Source organism: Thauera sedimentorum (assembly GCF_014489115.1).
Taxonomy (GTDB): Bacteria; Pseudomonadota; Gammaproteobacteria; order Burkholderiales; family Rhodocyclaceae; genus Pseudothauera; species Pseudothauera sedimentorum.
The window spans coordinates 1,026,948-1,045,280 of record NZ_JACTAH010000001.1 but is presented as its reverse complement, the minus strand read 5'-3'; the positions used below and the strand labels follow the sequence as shown (position 1 = coordinate 1,045,280).

General features: G+C 71.1%; 18 protein-coding genes. 10 read left to right on the top strand and 8 right to left on the bottom strand.

Annotation, left to right across the window (positions count from 1 at the left end):
* Positions 1-161: 161 nt before the first annotated feature.
* From IAI53_RS04700 to IAI53_RS04675, 6 genes are all read left to right on the top strand, one after another.
* Positions 162-2,912, top strand: coding sequence for a DUF2339 domain-containing protein (locus tag IAI53_RS04700; protein ID WP_187716968.1), 2,751 nt, complete (start codon positions 162-164; stop codon positions 2,910-2,912).
* Positions 2,909-4,282: a DUF3999 domain-containing protein gene (locus IAI53_RS04695; protein WP_187716967.1), complete on the top strand. Its 1,374-nt coding sequence runs from the start codon at positions 2,909-2,911 to the stop codon at positions 4,280-4,282. Before IAI53_RS04700 ends, IAI53_RS04695 begins: the two co-directional genes overlap by 4 nt.
* 146 nt (positions 4,283-4,428) lie before the next feature.
* A complete protein-coding gene (locus tag IAI53_RS04690) occupies positions 4,429-5,040 on the top strand; it encodes a YitT family protein (RefSeq protein WP_187716966.1) in 612 nt (203 codons plus the stop codon).
* Between the two features lie 10 nt (positions 5,041-5,050).
* Positions 5,051-5,275 (top strand): hypothetical protein, encoded by a 225-nt coding sequence (locus IAI53_RS04685; RefSeq protein WP_187716965.1) that lies wholly within the window; start codon positions 5,051-5,053, stop codon positions 5,273-5,275.
* Between the two features lie 95 nt (positions 5,276-5,370).
* Entirely contained in the window at positions 5,371-6,441 is a 1,071-nt protein-coding gene (locus tag IAI53_RS04680) for an ABC transporter substrate-binding protein (RefSeq protein ID WP_187716964.1), read from the top strand.
* Between the two features lies 1 nt (position 6,442).
* Positions 6,443-8,170, top strand: a complete 1,728-nt coding sequence (locus tag IAI53_RS04675) for a GGDEF domain-containing protein (protein ID WP_187716963.1) — start codon at positions 6,443-6,445, stop codon at positions 8,168-8,170.
* Positions 8,171-8,183: 13 nt separating this feature from the next.
* On the opposite strand, the gene IAI53_RS04670 is transcribed toward IAI53_RS04675, so the two are convergent.
* The 4 genes from IAI53_RS04670 to IAI53_RS04655 are packed head-to-tail and all read right to left on the bottom strand — an operon-like array spanning position 8,184 to position 10,699.
* Positions 8,184-8,714, bottom strand: a complete 531-nt coding sequence (locus IAI53_RS04670; RefSeq protein WP_187716962.1) for a DoxX family protein — start codon at positions 8,712-8,714, stop codon at positions 8,184-8,186.
* A complete protein-coding gene (locus tag IAI53_RS04665) occupies positions 8,707-9,483 on the bottom strand; it encodes an HvfC/BufC N-terminal domain-containing protein (protein WP_187716961.1) in 777 nt (258 codons plus the stop codon). Before IAI53_RS04665 ends, IAI53_RS04670 begins: the two co-directional genes overlap by 8 nt.
* The gene (gene bufB, locus IAI53_RS04660; RefSeq protein WP_187716960.1) at positions 9,480-10,367 is read right to left on the bottom strand and encodes an MNIO family bufferin maturase; all 888 of its coding nucleotides are present in this window, start codon (positions 10,365-10,367) and stop codon (positions 9,480-9,482) included. The genes IAI53_RS04665 and bufB overlap by 4 nt, the downstream gene beginning before the upstream one ends.
* Positions 10,368-10,390: 23 nt before the next feature.
* Entirely contained in the window at positions 10,391-10,699 is a 309-nt protein-coding gene (locus IAI53_RS04655; RefSeq protein WP_187716959.1) for a BufA1 family periplasmic bufferin-type metallophore, read from the bottom strand.
* Between the two features lie 294 nt (positions 10,700-10,993).
* Between IAI53_RS04655 and IAI53_RS04650 the strand changes: the two genes are divergently transcribed.
* Together IAI53_RS04650 and IAI53_RS04645 are read left to right on the top strand one after the other, a co-directional pair.
* On the top strand, positions 10,994-11,632 hold the full coding sequence (locus IAI53_RS04650; protein WP_187716958.1) for a sigma-70 family RNA polymerase sigma factor: 639 nt from the start codon (positions 10,994-10,996) through the stop codon (positions 11,630-11,632).
* Positions 11,626-11,862 (top strand): zf-HC2 domain-containing protein, encoded by a 237-nt coding sequence (locus IAI53_RS04645; protein WP_187716957.1) that lies wholly within the window; start codon positions 11,626-11,628, stop codon positions 11,860-11,862. The genes IAI53_RS04650 and IAI53_RS04645 overlap by 7 nt, the downstream gene beginning before the upstream one ends.
* A gap of 5 nt (positions 11,863-11,867) precedes the next feature.
* Here IAI53_RS04645 and IAI53_RS04640 read toward each other — a convergent pair whose 3' ends face one another.
* The 3 genes from IAI53_RS04640 to arsS are packed head-to-tail and all read right to left on the bottom strand — an operon-like array spanning position 11,868 to position 14,260.
* A complete protein-coding gene (locus IAI53_RS04640; protein ID WP_187716956.1) occupies positions 11,868-12,548 on the bottom strand; it encodes a haloacid dehalogenase type II in 681 nt (226 codons plus the stop codon).
* Positions 12,549-12,562: 14 nt separating this feature from the next.
* Positions 12,563-13,222 (bottom strand): hypothetical protein, encoded by a 660-nt coding sequence (locus IAI53_RS04635; RefSeq protein WP_187716955.1) that lies wholly within the window; start codon positions 13,220-13,222, stop codon positions 12,563-12,565.
* Between the two features lie 33 nt (positions 13,223-13,255).
* Complete coding sequence (gene arsS, locus IAI53_RS04630; RefSeq protein ID WP_187716954.1) at positions 13,256-14,260, bottom strand: arsenosugar biosynthesis radical SAM (seleno)protein ArsS; 1,005 nt, start codon at positions 14,258-14,260, stop codon at positions 13,256-13,258.
* A 115-nt stretch (positions 14,261-14,375) separates the two neighbouring features.
* On the opposite strand from arsS, the gene IAI53_RS04625 reads away from it, so the two are divergent.
* A complete protein-coding gene (locus IAI53_RS04625; protein WP_187716953.1) occupies positions 14,376-15,887 on the top strand; it encodes a DUF4118 domain-containing protein in 1,512 nt (503 codons plus the stop codon).
* Positions 15,884-16,579 carry a two-component system response regulator KdpE gene (gene kdpE, locus IAI53_RS04620; protein ID WP_187716952.1) on the top strand — a complete coding sequence of 232 codons (696 nt, stop codon included), beginning with the start codon at positions 15,884-15,886 and terminating at the stop codon, positions 16,577-16,579. Before IAI53_RS04625 ends, kdpE begins: the two co-directional genes overlap by 4 nt.
* A gap of 108 nt (positions 16,580-16,687) precedes the next feature.
* Here the strand turns inward: kdpE and IAI53_RS04615 are convergent, their stop codons facing one another.
* On the bottom strand, positions 16,688-18,145 hold the full coding sequence (locus IAI53_RS04615) for a TrkH family potassium uptake protein (protein ID WP_187716951.1): 1,458 nt from the start codon (positions 18,143-18,145) through the stop codon (positions 16,688-16,690).
* Positions 18,146-18,333 lie beyond the last annotated feature (188 nt).

Sequence of the window (18,333 nt, the reverse complement as noted above, 5' to 3'; positions counted from 1 at the left end):
AAGAGTGGAACCTGACCTGTTGTCGTCGCGACAGGCGGATACGTTACAGCAAGCCGGGGTATTCTTGCGCCACCGTGCGCCGGCCATGCCGGCGGCAAGCCCGTCTGTCATCGACGCATGACGCGGGTCTTCTCCCTCAGACCGGAAAGAAACAGCGACCCATGGAAGGCATCGTTCTCGCAGTCATCGGCGGCATCCTGCTGGTCGGCTTCGTCGGCGGCCTGCTCGGCGGACGTCTGGCGCGCCGCGGCGCGTCGGCCGACGCCGGGCAGTTGCAGCGCCTGGCCGAGCGGCTGGACGCCCTGCAGCACACCCAGGAGGCGCTCGCCCGCCGGGTGGCGGCCCTGGAAACCGTGCCCGCCACACCGGCCGCGGCGAGGCCCGCGGCACCGCCGGCCGAAATCGCCGCAGCTCATCCGCCCGCCCCGCCCCCCTCGCCGGCGCTGGAGCTCGATCTCAGCCTGCCGCCGGAACAGCTGCCCCGGCCCGCCGCCGGAACGCCCACCGACGCGTCCCTGCCGCGCCCCACCCCGCTGCCGCAGCCGCCGTCCATCCGCGCCCCCGCCCTGCCCGACTGGCTGCACCACTGGCTGTTCGGCGGCAACATGGTGGTGCGCATCGGCATCGTGATCCTGTTCTTCGGCGTCGCCTTCCTGCTCAAGTACGCCTACGAGCGCGTGCAGGTGCCGATCGAGCTGCGCCTGAGCGGCGTGGCGCTCGGCGCCATCGTCATGCTGGTGCTCGGCTGGCGGCTGCGCACCCGGCGCGAAGGCTACGCGCTGGCCCTGCAGGGCGGCGCGGTCGGCCTGCTCTACCTCACCGTGTTCGCCGCGCTGCGCCTCTACCAGCTGATCCCCGCCCCGGCGGCCTTCGCCGCGCTGGTGGCCATCGCGGCCTTCTCCGGCGTGCTGGCGTTGCTGCAGAACGGCCGCTCCCTTGCAGTGCTGGGCACCTGCGGCGGCTTCCTCGCCCCGCTGCTCGCGTCCACCGGCAGCGGCAGCCACGTGGCGCTGTTCTCCTACTACGCGGTGCTCAACACCGGCGTGCTGGCGCTGGCCTGGCGGCGCACCTGGCGCGAGTTCAACCTGCTCGGCTTCGCCTTCACCTTCGTCATCGGCGCGCTGTGGGGCGCGCGCTACTACCGCGCGGAGCTGTTCGCCAGCGTCGAGCCCTTCCTGCTGCTGTTCTTCCTGATGTACCTCGCGGTACCGGTGGGCTACGCGCTGCGCCGCCTGGGCGAAGCGGACGATGCGCCGCCCGCACCGGGCCGGGTACAGGCCTACGTCGACGCCTCGCTGGTGTTCGGCGTGCCGCTGGTCGCCTTCGGCCTGCAGCTGCGCCTGGTGAGCGCCTTCGAATACGGCGCGGCCTTCAGCGCGGTGGCGCTCGGTGCGCTCTACCTGCTGCTCGCGCGCACGCTGTGGGCGCGCAGCGGCGCGCGCCTGCGCCTGCTGGTCGATGCCTACTACGCGCTGGGCATCGTGTTCGCCACGCTGGCCATTCCGCTGGCTTTCGAAGGCCGGTGGACCGCCGCCGCGTGGGCGCTGGAAGCCGCGGCCATCCTGTGGATCGGCGTGCGCCAGGCGCGGCTGCCGGCGCGCGCCTTCGCGGTGCTGCTGCAGCTGGGCGCGGGCGCGGCCTTCCTGCTCGACCTGCCGGGCGGCGGCGCGCTGCCGGTGCTCAATGCGCAATTCCTCGGCTGCGCGCTGATCGCCTTCGCCGGGCTGTTCTGCGCCTGGTATCTCGACCGCATGCGCGGGACGGTCCATCGGTACGAACGCGTCGTGGCGCCAGTGCTGCTGGCCTGGGGCCTGGGCTGGTGGGCGGCGGCCGGCGCGCTGCAGATCGACCGCCACCTGGCCTATCCGCTGGAAGCCAACGCCTTGCTGCTCTTCCTCGCCGCCTCGGCGGCCGTGCTGGCGGCCTTCGCACGGCGCACCGCGTGGGCGCACGGCGGCACGGCCAGCCTGGCGATCAGCCCGGTGATCGCGCTGGCCGCGCTCGGCACGCTGGACACCTCCCGCAACCCGCTCGCCGCGCTGGGCTGGCTGGCCTGGCCGGCAGCGCTTGGTGCGCATCTGTTCGCCCTGCGCTGCCGCGAGGCCGCCCACCCGCGCGCCGCGCCCTGGCTGCACGCGCTCGGCCTGTGGGTGTTCGCGCTGGTCGGCGGGCTGGCCGCAGCGCGCGGCATCGACCGGCTGGTGGACGGTGCCTCGGCGTGGTCGCTGGTGGGCATCGCGCTGGTGCCGGGCGCGCTGATCGCCGGCCTCGCTTCCCTCCGCAGCACGCGCTGGCCGCTGGGCACCCAGCGGCGCGGCTACCTGCTGCTGGGCGGCGCGCCGTTGGCGGCCTTCCTGCTCGCCTGGAGCCAGCTCGCCAACTGGGCCAACGACGGGCGCGCCGACCCGCTGCCCTACCTGCCGCTGCTCAACCCGCTGGAACTCGGCCTGGCCGCCGCGCTGCTGCTCGCCGCCTGGTGGTACGCGGCGCTGCGCCGCGAAGGGCTGATCGCCGGCACCGCACAAGGCCACCGCCTGGTGCTGGGCGTCTTCGCCGCGCTGGCCTTCGCGCTCGCCAACGGCGTGCTGCTGCGCAGCCTGCACCACTATGCCGGCATCCCCTGGGACTTCGATCTGCTGATCGACTCGCGGCTGGTGCATGCCGCGCTGGCCCTGTTCTGGACGCTGATCGCGCTGGCGGTGATGGTGTTCGGTGCGCGGCGTGCCCGGCGGGCGCCATGGATCGCCGGCGCTGCGCTGATGGGCGTGGTGGTGGTAAAACTCTTCCTGGTGGACCTGTCCAACATTGGCGGCATCGAACGCGTGGTGTCCTTCCTCGGCGTCGGCCTGCTGATGCTGGTGATCGGCTGGTTCGCCCCCGTTCCCCCGAAAGCAGCGGAGACCGCAAGATGACTGGAAACCTGGCCCGCCGTTGCTGCGCCCTGCTCGGCGTGTTGTTCGCCGCGGGCGCACAGGCCGAGGAGATCGACGACTACGCCTACGCCGCGCCGGTGAGCATTGCCCGCCAGGCGCCCTTCCAGCGCGTCGAACTGCCGCCCACGGTATACCGCAGCCTGACCCACGACGACCTCTCCGACCTGCGCGTGTTCAACGCCGACGGCGAGGTCGTGCCCCACGCGCTGGAGCCACGCACGCTGGAGCGCAACCTGCCGGGCACGCCGGTCGCCGTGCCATTGTTCGTGCTCGGCGCCGCAGCCGACAGCGGGCGCGCGCTCAACCTGCGCATCGAGACCAACGAGCGCGGCGCGGTGGTCAACCTGGGGCCGGAGTCCGCCCGCGCGCGCGGCCCCGCCGGTGCCTGGCTGGTGGACGCCAGCCAGATCGGCCAGCGCATCCGCGCACTGGAACTGGTGGTGGCCGACCGCGAGCGCCAGTTTTCCGGGCGCATGCGGGTGGAGGCCAGCAAGGACCTGGCGCAATGGCGCACCCTGGTGGCCAGCGCGCCGCTGCTGCAACTGCAGGCCGAAGATCACGAACTCGCCCGCCTGCGCATCGACTGGCCGGCCACCGAGGCACGCTACCTGCGCCTGACCTGGTCGGGCGCACCGCCGGAGGGCATGCGCGAGCGGGTGTTCGAAGCGGCCCGCGTCGAACCGGTGCCCGCCGCGGTCGAGGTGCCGCGCACCTGGCTCGCGCTGGAGGCGCCTGCGGTGCGCAAGGTCGGCGATCATGCCGAATACGTGTTCGCGGTACCGGGCGCAATGCCCGCCGACCGCCTGCGGGTGGACCTGCCGCAGGCCAACAGCGTGGTGCCGGTGGAGCTGTTCACCCGCGCCCACGGCGACGCGCCCTGGCGCTCGCTCGGCCGCCACAGCGTGTACCGCCTGAGCGAGGACGGCGGCGAGCGGCGCAACCCGGACCTGCCGGTGCGGCCGGCGGCCGAACTGATGCTGCGCGCCGACGCGCGCGGCGGCGGCTTCGGCACTGGCACGCCGGTGGTCGAGATTGGCTGGGTGCCGCACGCCCTGGTGTTCGCTGCGCGCGGCAACCCGCCCTTCACGCTGGCCTATGGCCGCCATCGCGCCGGCAACGCGGCATTTGCCATCGACGGCCTGGTGCCCGGCTACGAGCGCGAAGACCAGAGCCATCTGCCGATCGCCGACGCCGCACTCGGCGAAGCGGTCGCCGCCGGCGGCCCCGATCGCCTGGCCGCCCCGGTGGACGCACGGCGCTGGATGTTGTGGGCCAGTCTGCTCACCGCCGTGGCGGTACTCGGCGCCATGGCCTGGAAGCTGTCGCGCCTGACCGAACACGGGGAGTAGGACAAGCGCGTCTGCGGGGAAACCCGCGCTTACCTGCGGCCGGCCCGGCGCGTTATGATCGCCGCGCCCCGGACGCCGCCTATCGCGGCCTTCGCGGGCGCCGTCACGAGCCGCCACCCGCGGCGATACACCGGATTTCCGCGCCCATGCCCTCAGCCAGTTCCTCCGCCCGCCACAACCTGCTCGAAGACGCCCAGGGCCTGCTCGCCGGCTCTCTGTTCGTCGCCCTGTCGGTGCTCTTCTTCAAGCACGCCGGGCTGCTGATCGGCGGCACCGCGGGGCTGACCCTGCTGGTGCACTACGCCAGCGGCCACAACTTCGGCCTGATCTACTTCCTGATCAACATCCCCTTCTATGTGTTCGCGGTCCGCGCGATGGGCTGGGAGTTCACCATCAAGACCTTCTGCGCGGTGCTGCTGCTGTCCGTGTATACCGAGGTCCTGCCCCAGGTGATCAGCCTGGGCACGCTGCACCCGGCCTTCGGCGCGGTGATGGGCGGCCTGCTCGCCGGCACCGGCCTGCTGATGCTGATCCGTCACCACGCCAGTCTGGGCGGCATCGGTGTGCTGGCCATCTGGCTGCAGCGCAACAAGGGCTGGCGCGCCGGCACCGTGCAGATGATCGCCGACGTGCTGATCCTGGGCGCCGCGCTGATCTGGATCGCTCCGTGGCTGGTCGCCCTCTCGGTGCTGGGCGCCCTGGCGGTGAACCTGGTCATCGCCATCAACCACCGCCCCGGCCGCTACTTCGGCGTCTAGGAGCGGCCCGGTGCAGCCTGCCGAAACGGGGCGCTGCCCCACCTGCAAGCGCTGGGGCGGCGTACGCGAGCATGCCGGCGATGGCGCTACCGTGCTGCCCGACCCCCAGCGCCTGCGCGGCCCCTGCGTCGAAGGCCCGTGGCACGGCAGCCTGCGCGGTCCGCGCAATGCCTGCGGGCAATGGGTTTGCTGGCTGCAGGACGGCCATGCGCCAGCGCCGGACAAGGACGCGTGAGCCTGCCCGAAATGGGTAACAATTTATCGGCGCGGCCCGTTCCCATTTCGCGCGGAACTGCCAATAATGGTGCGCACTATGTCCTTTGGCGGACGATGGACACCAAACGCTGTCCGGCCCTGCATTCCTACCCGCTGCTGCGCGGCTTGCTGAGCTTCGCGGTGGCGGCATGCTGCTGCCTGGGCGGCGGAGCAGCCTACGCCGAAAGCGTACTCCGGGTACTCAGCTGGCCGGGCTACGCGGACGATGATCTCGTCGAGATATTCGAACGGCGTACCGGCGCGCGGGTGGAGATCACCCTGGTCGGCTCCGACGACCAGCTGCGCGCGCATCTGGCCACCCGGGCGGGCGGCGATTTCGACGTGGTCGCGGCCAATACCGCCGAGATCGAGCGCTTCATTGCCGATGGCCTGCTGCAGCCGATCGAAGCCGCACATATTCCCGGCATCGCCCGCCAGCTGCCACGCTTCCGCGACCTGCAGGGACTGGACGGCATCGTGCGCGACGGCAAGCGCCATGCCGTGCCCTACACCTATGCGGAGATGGGGCTGATCTACGACCGCCAGGCCTTCCCCGCCCCGCCGGACACGCTGGCGGTACTGTGGAACCCGCTCTACCGCGGGCGGGTGCTGGCCTACGACGGCAGCACGCATGCCTTCTCGCTGGCGGCGATCCGCGAGGACATCGACCCCTTCCGCATCGCCGACGCCGACTTTCCCCGCCTCGTCCGCAGCCTGATCGAACTGCGCCGCAACGTGCTGGCCTTCTACACCCTGCCCGAGGATTCGGTAGAACTCTTCCGCCGCCACCGCGCGGTGCTGCTGTTCGCCAACTACGGCACCCAGCAGCTCAAGCAGTTGCGCGACGCCGGCCTGAACGTCGGCTACGCCATCCCGCGCGAGGGTGCGCTGGCCTGGCTGGACTGCTGGGCGATCTCGCGCGGTGCCCGCGATGTGGTCCTGGCCGAACGCTGGATAGACTTCATGCTCGAACCGGCCGCAAGCCGGGCGCTCACCGAACGCCACGGACTGGGCAACACCACCGAGCAAGACAGCGCGCCGGCCGAGGACAAGCGCCTGATCTGGCTCGAACCGGTCGAGGACGACGCGCGCCGCGCCCGTCTGTGGCAGCGCATCATGGCCGGCGACCGGCCGGAGACCTTCTGACATGGCGCGCATCGGCATCGCCACCCGCCTCGGCCTGTTGCTGGCCGCATTCGGGGTGCTGGCGGTGGTGCTGACCGGTTACTACACCTACCTGAACGGCAGCCAGCGACTGCGCCTGGCCGCCGAACGCGATCTGCTCACGGCGACACAAGTACTCGGTCGCAGCCTGGAAATCTCGTTGGGCAAGGTGGCCCGCGATGTTGGCGTGCTCGCGCGCCTGCCTGACGCGGTTCGCGCGCTCGGCGCGGAGGACACCCCCGACGCACAGGCGGCGCGCGACGGCCTCGCGGAGAGCTTCGCCGCAATGATGGCCAGCTACCCCAGCTACGCGCGCATCCGCCTGATCGGCGGTGCGGACCACGGCCTGGAACAGGTGCGGGTGGACCGCCTCGGCAGCGGCACCGTGCGCCTGACCGGACTGGCACTGCAGGAGAAGGGGCACGCCCCCTATGTATTCGAGACCTTGCGCCGCGGCCCGGGCCAGGTCTACCTCTCGGACATCGGCCTGAACCGCGAGGACGACGCGCCGACGGTCGCCGGCCAGCCCATCCTGCGGGTCGCCAGCCCGGTGATCGACGGCGACGGCGTCGTACTCGGCGTCGCGGTCATCACCCTGGACCTGCAGCGTTACTTCGGTCAGTTGCACCAGGACCTGCCGGCCAGCTACCGGGTGTATCTCGCCAACCACCGTGGCGATTTCCTGGTGCACCCGGACCCGGCTCAGACCTTCGGTTTCGAACACGGCAGGCCGCTGCTGGTGCAGCAGACCTATCCTCCCGTCGCCGAGCTGATCGAAGGACGCCGCGGCAGCGTGGTGGTGACCCCTGATTCCGGGAACGGCGATGGCGAGGCGGTGGCCTTCGTGCGCCTGCCCTTCGGCGACGTCGACGACGGCCGCTTCCTGGTGCTGGGTCTCTCGCAGCCGCTGGACGAAGTGCTCGCCTTGTCGACCAGCCAGCGCCAGAGCACGCTGGAACTCGTCCTGCTGTTCAGCCTGCTCGCGGTGGGCATCTCGGCGCTGGTCGCCCGCGCGGTAACCGGCCCCGTCAACACCATGGCAAACGCGGTCATGGCCATCTCGCGTGGCGAGAAGGCGGGTGTGCTCCCGGTTCACCGCCAGGACGAACTGGGCGTGCTCGCGCGCAGCGTGGCACACATGCAGCAACAGATCGCCTCGCAACTGGACGAACTGGAACACCGCCGCAGCGAACTCGACCATCTGGCGCATCACGACTCGCTCACCGGCCTGCCCAACCGGCGCATGTTCCAGATCTACCTGGAAGCCGCCATCACGCGTGCGCGACGCAGCGGCAAGCCGTTTGCCCTGCTCTTCGTCGACCTGGACCACTTCAAGGAGATCAACGACGAGCGCGGCCACGCGGTGGGCGACGAGGTGCTGCGCGCGGTCGCCAACCGCCTGCGCGCCCATGTGCGGGCCGACGACACCGTGGCCCGCCTGGGCGGCGACGAATTCACCGTGCTCGAGGAGAATCTGGAAGGCCCCGAGGACGCGGCGCTGGTCGCCGCTAAGCTGCACGACTGCTTCCTCGAACCCTTCCAGATCGACGGCAAGCCAACGATGATAGGCGCCAGCATCGGCGTAAGCCTCTACCCGACCCACGGCGAAGAAGCCACCGACCTGCTGAGCAACGCCGACAACGCGATGTACCACGCCAAGCTGGAGGGCAGGAACAGCTTCCGGGTGTACGCCGAAGGCGCCGGCGAGTAAGCCGGCGCCTTGCTCAGGCGCCGCCGGCGCGGCGCGCGATCCAGTGATCCAGCGACAGCCGGCCCGGCCCGCGCGCCAGCAGGTAGAGCAGCACCGCCGCCCACACGCCGTGGGTGGGATAGGCCCCCGGATAGACCAGCAGCTGGATCACCGCCGTCATCACCAGCAGGGCCAGCGCGGAGAAGCGCGTCGCCAGGCCGAGCAGCAGCAATAGCGGAAACAGGTGCTCGGCAAAGGCCGCCAGCGGCGCGGCAATCTCCGGCGCGATCAACGGCAACCGGTATTCCTCGCGGAACAGGAACACCGCGGTGTCGGACAGGCGCGGCCAGCCCAGGGTGAACTCGCCCGCGACCAGGTTGATCGCCAGCCCTTCGACCTTGGTCTGCCCGGACTGCCAGAACACCGCGGCGATCGAGAAGCGTCCGAGGAAGGCGATCAGCGCATGCGGCACGCACTCGCACAGCGCCACGAAACGGCGCACCAGGGCGGCCGGCCCGACCGACGGCGTAACTGTCGCAGCCGCTGCATCGGTTCGACTATTCATGGTCCTTGTCTCCTTCGCGGATCGACACGATGGCCTGCGCCCGCAGCAGCGCGCCCAGCGCCGCTGCGGGGTCGAAGCCCCCGTGCGCGCTGCACGCGTCCAGGGCCTCACCCAGGTTCGCACCGGTCTGCAGGCATTCGACGAACGCTGCGGCCGGCACGGGGATTTCCGTCACCGTCACCGCATCTTGCTCGCGCATCACCAGGGCGGCCTGCGGGCGCGCCGGGTCCAGCCCGGAGAGGTCCGGGGCATCGACCTGGTGCGCCGCCCACAGATCCACCACCGCGTGCGCCGAACGCAGCACGCCGAGCGCCGGATGAAGGCCGAAGCCCGCCCCCGGCAGGCGCGCCGGGTCGGCCAGCAGCGCGCCGATGGCGGCCTGCGGCAGCGCCTCGGCATCGGCCGCGTGGTAGGCACGCACGCGCAGCATCTCCAGACGCGCCACGTCGGCCAGCCAGGGCAGCTCCGCGGCCGGCGGGAAGGCGGCGACGAAATCGGCGAAGCCCTCGCCGTAGAAGGCCAGCAGGCGCGAGCGCGGCGGCCGCGTGGTGACGAAGACCTGCGCCATGGCGCGGAAGAACTCGCCGCCGACCAGCGCATGCACCACCGGGAAAGCCTCTGCCAGCGCATCGACCAGCGACACCACCACGTTGTTGCGATACACCGCGAAGCGCCGCGCGGGGTCCGAGCCGTTCCACGCCACCAGCCCGTCCGGGCAGGGCAATCCGGCGTCGAGCAGCGCGGCGGCGAACCCGGCCTGGCCGCTCATGCCGTCACCTCGCTGCGCACCGCGGCGAGCAGGCGCCCGGCCTCGGCGGCCTCGCCCAGCAGCACGTCGAAGGGCGGAATGTCGTTGTCGCGCTCGATCAGCGTCGGCGTGGGGCCGAGCCGTGCCAGCACGAACTCGTAGAGCGCCCACACCGCGCGGTCCACCGGCGAGCCGTGGCTGTCGATCAGCAGCTCGTCGCCGGCGGCGTCCATCTGGCGGGCGAAACCGGCCAGGTGGATCTCGCCCACCGCGGCAAGCGGCAGGGCCTGCAGGTAGGCGCGCGGCTCGCGCCCGTGGTTCACGCAGGACACGTAGGCATTGTTCACATCCAGCAGCAGACCGCAGCCGGTGCGGCGCACCACCTCGGCGATGAACTCGGTCTCGGCGAGCGTGGACTCGGCGAATTCCACATAGGTCGCCGGGTTCTCCAGCAGCATCGGCCGGCGCAGGCGCTCCTGCACGCGGTCGACATGCGCGCATACGCGGGCGAGCGTGGCCGGCGTGTACGGCAGGGGCAGCAGGTCGTTGAAGAAGGCCCCGCCGTGACCGGACCACGCGAGGTGCTCGGAGAAGGCCTGCGGCGCGTAGCGCTCGAGCAGCGCCGCGAGGCGGTCGAGATGGGCCTCGTCCAGCGGCTCCTCCCCGCCGATCGACAGCCCCACGCCATGCACCGACAGCGGAAAGTCGGCGCGGATACGGCCCAGGTGTTCATGGAAAGGCCCGCCGGGGACCATGTAGTTCTCGGCGTGCACTTCGAAGAAGCCCACCGCCGGGCGGGTCTCGAGGATCTGCCGGACATGCGCCGGCTTGAGCCCCAGACCCGCCCGCGGCGGCAGCGCGGCTGCGCCCGCGGCATGCGTGGCGGGATGGATGGCCGTGGACATGGCGAACGCTCCGCGCCGGCCGCTCAGGATTTCTTTTCCTGGAAGGCTTCGAGCTGGCCCTGGCCGGTGGGCGAGGTCGGCGACTTCATCTGCTCGCAGGAGCCCTTGGCCACGTACTTCCAGGCGTTGCCCTGGTAGTCCATCTTGGACGTTCCCGCGCAGGTGGTGCCGGGGCCGGCGGCGCAGTCGTTCTTGCCCTTCATCGACACGCCGTAGCATTTTTCCTTGTCGGCATCGGCCGCCGCAGCGGGCACGGCCGACATGCTGAGTGCTGCGCCGAGGGCGAGCGCGAGGGCGGCGGCGGTGGCCTGGCGGGTAGCGGTGCGGTTCATGTGTCTCTCCTTGTGGGTGATCCGGGATGGGTGCAGGCGCGCCGGCGGGTGCCGGTGTGCTTGCATGGGCTGTGTCGTCGCTGCGGCCACTTCCTTACAGCGACCTGCGGAAATTCTTCCGGTCGCGCGCCGGATCGCGCTGCGGCGCATGTGTGCTGTAAGGTTCCGGGCAGCTCGTGCGACATGTCCGGCGGTGCCGCGGCGTCGCCCCCGCCCGGCTGCGTTACCATCTGCGGGCCAGCACATGTCGCCCCGGAATGCGGCCGCACACCCGATCCGTCCACAGGAGATTCCATGACCGGCGCCCAAGCCACCGAGCCGCATGCGAGCGCAGCCCAGCAACTGTCCGACCCGGTCCGGCTCGCCGCCCTGCATCAGGACATGCTGCGCTTCGCCCGCCTGCAACTGCGCGACGCCGAGCTGGCCGAGGACGCCGTCCAGGAGGCCATCGAGGCGGCCCTGGTGAATGCCGCCAGCTATGCCGGCACGGCCGCGCTGAAGACCTGGGTGTTCGGCATCCTGCGCAACAAGATCGTGGACATCCTGCGCCGCGGCAGCCGCTCGCCTGCGCTGAGCACGGTCATCGGCAGCAACGGCGAGAGCGAGGACGAGGACGGCGCCATCGACGCCCTGTTCCGCGCCAATGGCCACTGGCACCCGGACTGCCGCCCGGCGGCCTGGGCGGCGCCGGAGGAATCGCTGGAGAACAAGCAGTTCTGGGCGGTGTTCGAAGCCTGCCTGGATCACCTGCCGGAGAACATCGCGCGGGTGTTCATGATGCGCGAGATGCTCGGGCTGGAAACCGCGGAGATCTGCACCGAACTGGGCATCACCGCGAACAACTGCCACGTCATCCTGCACCGCGCCCGCACCGGCCTGCGCGGCTGCCTGGAGAGCAACTGGTTCGTCAAGGGAGCGTGCCGCACATGCTGAACTGCAAGGAAGCCACCCGCCTGTGCTCCGAAGCGCTGGACCGCGAGCTCGCCCTGCGCGAGCGGCTCACCCTGCGCATGCATCTGATGATGTGCTCCGGGTGCAGCAACTACCAGGAGCAGATGGCCTTCATCCGCCGCATGACGACGCGCTTCGCGCATGGCGAACTGGCGGCGCGCGACGAGGCCCGCTCCGCGGCTGGCGGGAACCGGAAGACGGACGAGGCCTGAGCAGCCTAAGCCACTCCCAGCACCGCTGGCAGTCCGTTCAGATCCGGCAGCATGCCGTCCGGCTCGGCCGGGATGCGCTCGGCCGGCTGGCCGAAGCGGTTGCACCACATCACCCGGTAGCCGTAGGCCCGGGCCGAACAGGCATCCCAGCCATTGGAAGAGACGAAGCACATGGCCTGCGCAGGATGGCCCAGGGCCTGCTCGCCCAGCCGGTAGACCGAGGGATGCGGCTTGAACACGCCCACCGCCTCCACCGAGAGCACGGCGTCGAAACAGTCCGAGAGCCCCGCGTGCGCCACCGCCGATTCAAGCATCGCCGGCGTGCCGTTGGACAGGATGGCCAGCTTCATCCCCGCGGCGCGCAGCCTGTGCAGCACATCCGGCACCTCGGGATAAACCGGAATGCGCAGGTAGCAGGCCATCAGGCGTTCGCGCAGCGCCGCGTCGTCCAGTCCATGGCTGGCCAGCGCAAAGCCCAGCGCGTCTTCGGTGACCTGCCAGAAGTCCGCATGGTGCCCGGCCAGTCCGCGCAGCCAGGTGTATTGCAGCTGCTTCGCGCGCCACAGCTCCACGATTGCGCGGGCATGCTCGCCCAGCGCCTCGTCCGCGCCGCGCGCCACCGCGGCCACATCGAACAGCGTGCCATAGGCATCGAACACGCAAGCCTGGATTCCTTCGAGCTTCATCGCCTTCTCCTTCATCATCGGGTGCCGAACGCTGCGGGCTCGACCACCCAGCGATAGCCTGCGAGCGCAGGCGTGCGGATGCGCACCGGCCTGCGGGCCGAGGCCCCGAGCCGCCGCGCCAGGGCCGCGGGCACGCAGGCCGCGTCGGACGGCACGCCCCCCACCGCCATGAAGGCGCTGCGGCGCACGAACAGCGGATGCGTGCGGTGCAGGCCGGCACGCCAGCTCGCCCGCAGCCCGATCCAGGCAGTGACCAGCAAGCCGCTCAGCGCCCGGGTGCAGCGCATGTCGAACCAGCCCCAGTCGCTACCGGCCTGCTCCAGCGCGCGCTCCACCAGCTGATCGGCGAAGGACGGCAACAGCACGCCTTCCGGCAGCAGAAGCAGGGTGTCGGCGCGCGCAAAGGCCGCCGCGGCGTTGTACTGGGCGGGCAGCGCCCCCGGCACGGTGAGCAGGCGCGAGGCCATGTGGCGCAGCACCGGCACGGCCCCCGCATCGGCGTCGGCCGTGGTGGCGATCAGCTCCACGCCGCAGCGGCGCAGCGGTGCCATCAGGCGCAGCTGCGCGTAGCCCCGTGCGGCATCCTGCGCGATCGGCAGCAGCACCGCGAGGCGCGGCGCAGGCCCGTCCTCACGGCCGGGCGCAGGGGCACAGTCAGCGTGGGGTGCGCTCATTGCACATCCCGGGCGTCATCGCCCATGCGGCGCTCAGCGCGTGCCACAGGCCGGGGCGGCGGCCGTACCGTCGTCCAGCGCGCCGCCGCAACTCGAGCCCTGCCCCGCGGTACAGCCCCAGCAATGCGCCGCCACCCGGATCGGCAGGCCGGCCAGGGCCGCAGCGGTGGCCTGGGTGATGTGCAGGCGCGGGCTGCCGTCCGGCGCGGCCAAGGGCAGGCCGAGCTGCTGGTTGAAGTCGCAGTCGTACAGATAGCCCTGCCAGTCCACGCTCACCAGGCTGCGGCACATCACCCCGGCGAGGTTCTCGTCGCGGTGCGCGCCGCGCAGCAGGTCCAGGTAGCGGTTGAACTCGCCCTTGCTGACCAGCATCGAGCCGAAACGCTGGATGGGCATGTTGGCCAGGGTGAACAGGCGGGTGAACACGATGCCGAACTCTTCGCCCAGATGCTCGCGGTAGGCCGCCTCCAGCGCCGCCTGGGGCGGCGGCAGGCTGGGGCCCTGCGGGTTGTACACCAGCGACAGCACGCGCTCGCCGCCGGCCTGCCCGTAGCCAAGTTCGTTGAGCCGGCGCAGCGCGCGGATGCTGGTGGCGAACACGCCCTTGCCGCGCTGGCGGTCGACGTTGTCCTCCAGGTAGCAGGGCAGCGAGGCGACCACCTCGACGCGGTGGTCGGCGAGGAACTCGGCCAGCCCCTCCTGCCCCGACTCGTACAGGATGGTGAGGTTGCAGCGGTCGATCACATGCAGGCCGCGGGCGCGCGCAGCCACCACCAGGCGGCGGAAGTGCGGGTTCAGTTCGGGGGCGCCGCCGGTGAGGTCCAGGGTGTTCACCCGAGGGCTGGCATCGAGGAAGGCGAGCAGCGCATCCACCGTCTCGCCGCTCATCTCCTCGGTGCGCTTGGGGCCGGCGTTCACATGGCAGTGCACACAGCTCTGGTTGCAGCGGTAGCCGAGATTGACCTGCAGGGTCTGCAGGGTGTCGCGCGCGAGCGGCGGAAAATCCGTCTGCCGGAGCAGGGGCAAGGTGGCGTGCATGTACGGGTCTCCTGTGGGGGCTTGTGGCTCAGTCGCGGCAGCGGCGCGGAACATTACAGCACGGCTTGCTACCATACGCGGCCACGCGCCCTCCGTCTTCACGGTCGATCACGTCATGCCCGCTTCCGTTCCCTCCGCTCCTCCCCACCGCGCCGGCTGGCGCGACTATGGGCTGGCGGTGTTGTCGGTGGGCGCCATCGCGGCGGTCGGCGCCCCGCTGCTCGGGCATCTCGACCTCGCCAACATCGCCATGCTGTTCCCGCTCGCGGTGCTGTTCTCGGCGGTCAGGCTGGGGCGCGGACCGGCGGTGCTCGCAGCCTTCCTGTCGGTGGCGCTGTTCGACCTGTTCTTCGTGCCGCCGCATTTCACCCTGGGGGTGCACGACGTCCAGTACCTGCTCACCTTCGCGGTGCTGCTGCTGGTCGCCCTGACCACCGCGGAGCTGGCCGCACGCCTGCGCCGCCAGCGCGACGCGGCCGAACAGCGCGAGCGGCAGACCCAGGCGCTCTACGGCCTGGCGCGCGAGTTGTCGGCCGCGCTCGCGGTCGAGCAGATCGCAGCGAACGCCGAACGCTTCACCCGCGAGGTATTCGGCTGCGACTGCGTGCTGTGGCTGCCGGACGAGCAGGACCGCCTGCGGCCTGCCGACGCCGGCCCCGACCCCGCGGCCGAAGCGCCGCCGGCCGCGCAGGCCGCCTGGCGCAATGGGCAAGCGCAGCACACCACCGACGCCGCCGGCAAGCCGATCCGCTGGCTGCCGCTGCGCGCGCCGATGCGGGTGCGCGGTGTGCTGGCGCTGCACGGCGACCCCGCCGAGCCCCCGCCGGCGCCGCTGCTGGACGCCTTCGCCAGCCTGCTGGCGATCGCCCTGGAACGCCTGCACTACGTCGCCGTGGCGCGCAGCACCGAGCTGGCGATGGAGTCCGAGCGCCTGCGCAACTCGCTGCTCGCCGCCCTTTCCCACGACCTGCGCACCCCGCTCACCGCCATCGCCGGGCTGGCCGACACGGTGGCGCTCACTCCGCCGCCGCTGTCCGCCGAGCAGGCCGAGATGGTGGCGGCGATCGGCGCCGAGGCGCAGCGCTCCAGCGCGCAGGTGGCCAACCTGCTGGACATGGCGCGCATCGAATCGGGCGGCGTGCGCCTGCGCCGCGAGTGGCAACCGCTGGAAGAAGTGGTCGGCGCCGCGTTGCAGGCGCGCGCCTCGCTGCTCGGGCGGCATGAACTGCTCATCGACCTGCCCGCCGAGCTGCCGCTGGTGGACATCGACAGCGTGCTGTTCGAGCGCGTGCTGTGCAACCTGCTGGAAAACGCCGCCAAGTACACCCCGCCCGGCTCGCGCATCGAGATCCGCGCCCGCGCCGACGGGGACGAGATGATCCTGCAGGTGTGCGACAACGGCCCCGGCCTGCCGCCGGGGCGCATCGACGCGCTGTTCGCCAAGTTCACCCGCGGCCAGAAGGAATCCGCCATCGGCGGCGTCGGCCTCGGCCTGGCCATCGTTCAGGCGGTGGTTGCCGCGCACGGCGGCCGGGTGCGCGCGTTCAACCGCACGGAGGGCGGCGCCTGCTTCGAGATCGCCCTGCCGCGCGGCACTGCCCCGGCGCTGCCGCAGGAGGCCGCATGAAGAGCGCCGCCCCCGCGCCGGTGGTGGTCGTGGTCGAGGACGAGCCGCAGATCCGCCGCTTCCTGCGCGGCGCGCTGGCCGCCAGCGACTGTCAGGTGGTGGAGGCGGCCAACGGCGAGCGCGGGCTGATCGAGGCGCGCGCGCGCAAGCCCGACCTGGTGATCGTCGACCTCGGCCTGCCGGACATGGACGGCATCGAACTGATCCGCACGCTGCGCGGCTGGAGCACGGTGCCGGTGCTGATCCTGTCGGCGCGCACCGACGAAGCCGACAAGGTCGCCGCGCTCGACGCCGGCGCCGACGACTACCTGACCAAGCCCTTCGGCGTGGCCGAACTGCTCGCCCGCCTGCGCGCCCTGCTGCGCCGCACCGCGCTGGCGCGCAGCGGCGAGCCGGCGGTAGCGCGCTTCGGCGACGTCGAGGTGGACCTCGCCCAGCGCAGCGTGCGCCGCGCCGGCGAGGCGGTGCACCTGACGCCGATCGAATACAAGCTGCTTGCCCACCTGGTGGCCAACGCCGGCCGGGTGCTCACCCACCGCCACCTGCTGGCCGAGGTCTGGGGCCCCAACCACGTGGAGCACACCCACTACCTGCGGGTGCACATGGCCAGCCTGCGGCGCAAGCTGGAAGCCACGCCGGCCTTCCCGCGCCATCTGCTGACCGAAACCGGCATCGGCTACCGCCTGGTGTAGGAGCGGGCTTGCCCGCGATCGCGGCCGTCGTCTTCCCAAAGTCCGTATCGCGGCCAAGGCCGCTCCTACAGGTCGCGGGTGCTGCGCAGGAGCGGCCTTGGCCGCGATTCAGCGCCGCCAGAACGACGGCGTGAGCACCACCAGCAGGGTGAAGATCTCCAGCCGACCGAGGATCATGGTGAAGGACAGCACCCAGATCTGGAAGTCGCCCAGCCCCTGGTAGTTGCCCGCCGGCCCGACCGCGCCCAGGCCGGGGCCGGTGTTGTTGATGCAGGCCACCACCGCCGAGAAGGCGGTCACCACGTCCAGCCCGCTGGCGGTGAGCACCAGGGTGAGCGCGACGATGGACACCATGTAGAGGAAGCTGAAACCCAGCACCGCATGCAGCACGGTCTCGGACACATTGGCGCCGCCCACCCGCACCGGCGCCTCGGCGCGCGGGTGCAGCGAACGGATGACCTCACGGTACACCTGCTTGTAGAGCATGATTGCGCGGATCATCTTGATGCCGCCGCCGGTGGAGCCCGAACAGGGCGCGAAGCTGCCGAGGAAGAGAATCCACAGCTGGGCGAACATCGGCCACAGCGTGTAGTCGTAGGTCGCCAGGCCAAGCGAGGTGGCAATGGACACCACGTGGAAGGACACGTAGCGCAGGGTTTCCGCGGGGCTGGCATGCGCGTGGGACGGCAGCAGGAAGAGCGTGATCATTGCGGTACTCAGGACCAGGACCGCGAAGAACCAGGGAATCTCCGGGTCGGCAGCGTAGGGCTGCAGGCTGCGACGGAGCCACACGAGAAAATGGGTGGCGTAGTTCAACCCGGCGAGCAGCGCGAAGACCATGGTGACGATTTCGACCGGCACGCTGTTGAAGTAGCCCAGCGAGGCGTCCTTGCTGGAGAAGCCGCCCAGCCCGGTGATGGTGAAGGAATGGATCAGCGCCTCCCACGGCGCCATGCCCGCTGCCCACAGGCTGAAGCCGCAGGCCACGGTGAGCAGCAGGTAGACCGTCCACAGCCCCTTGGCGGTTTCGGCGATGCGCGGCGTGAGGCCGGTTTCCTTCAATGGCCCGGGCGCTTCGGCCTTGAACAGCTGGCGCCCGCCGATGCCCAGCAGCGGCAGCACCGCCACCATCAGCACGATGACCCCCATGCCGCCTATCCAGTGCATGAAGGTGCGCCACAGATTGATCGAGATGGGCAGCGTATCCAGCCCGGTGAGCACCGTGGCGCCGGTGGTGGTCAGGCCCGAGGCTGCCTCGAAATAGGCGTCGGTAAAGGACAGCCCGGGGAGGTAGAACAGCAGCGGCAGCGCGGCGAACACCGGGGTCACCACCCAGGTGCCGGCCACCAGCAGGAAGCCGTCGCGCGTGCGCAGGTCGCGCCGGCCATTGCGGGTCGCCGCCCACAGCAGGAAGCCGGCCGCCAGCGTAATGGCGATCGCCTCGTCGTAGGCGTAAGTGGCGCCGTCGTCCAGCCACCACGACACCGCCAGCGGAAAGGCCATGACCGCGCCGAACAGGCCCAGCATCAGGCCCAGCGCATTCAGGGTTGGGAAGAAGGGGCGCATGCGCCGGCCCCGTTCAGCGACGGAGGCCGGCGGATGCGTATTGCTTGTTGCCTAGCACGCGTCTCACCGTGTCGGGGGCGTTGCGGCGGACGGCCCGATGAGCCCGGCCGGTCCGGCAACTGGTGAGCGGATGCTAGTGAGCGGCGCGTAAAGATGTCGTAAATATTGCAGCGCAGCGAAGGCGCTGC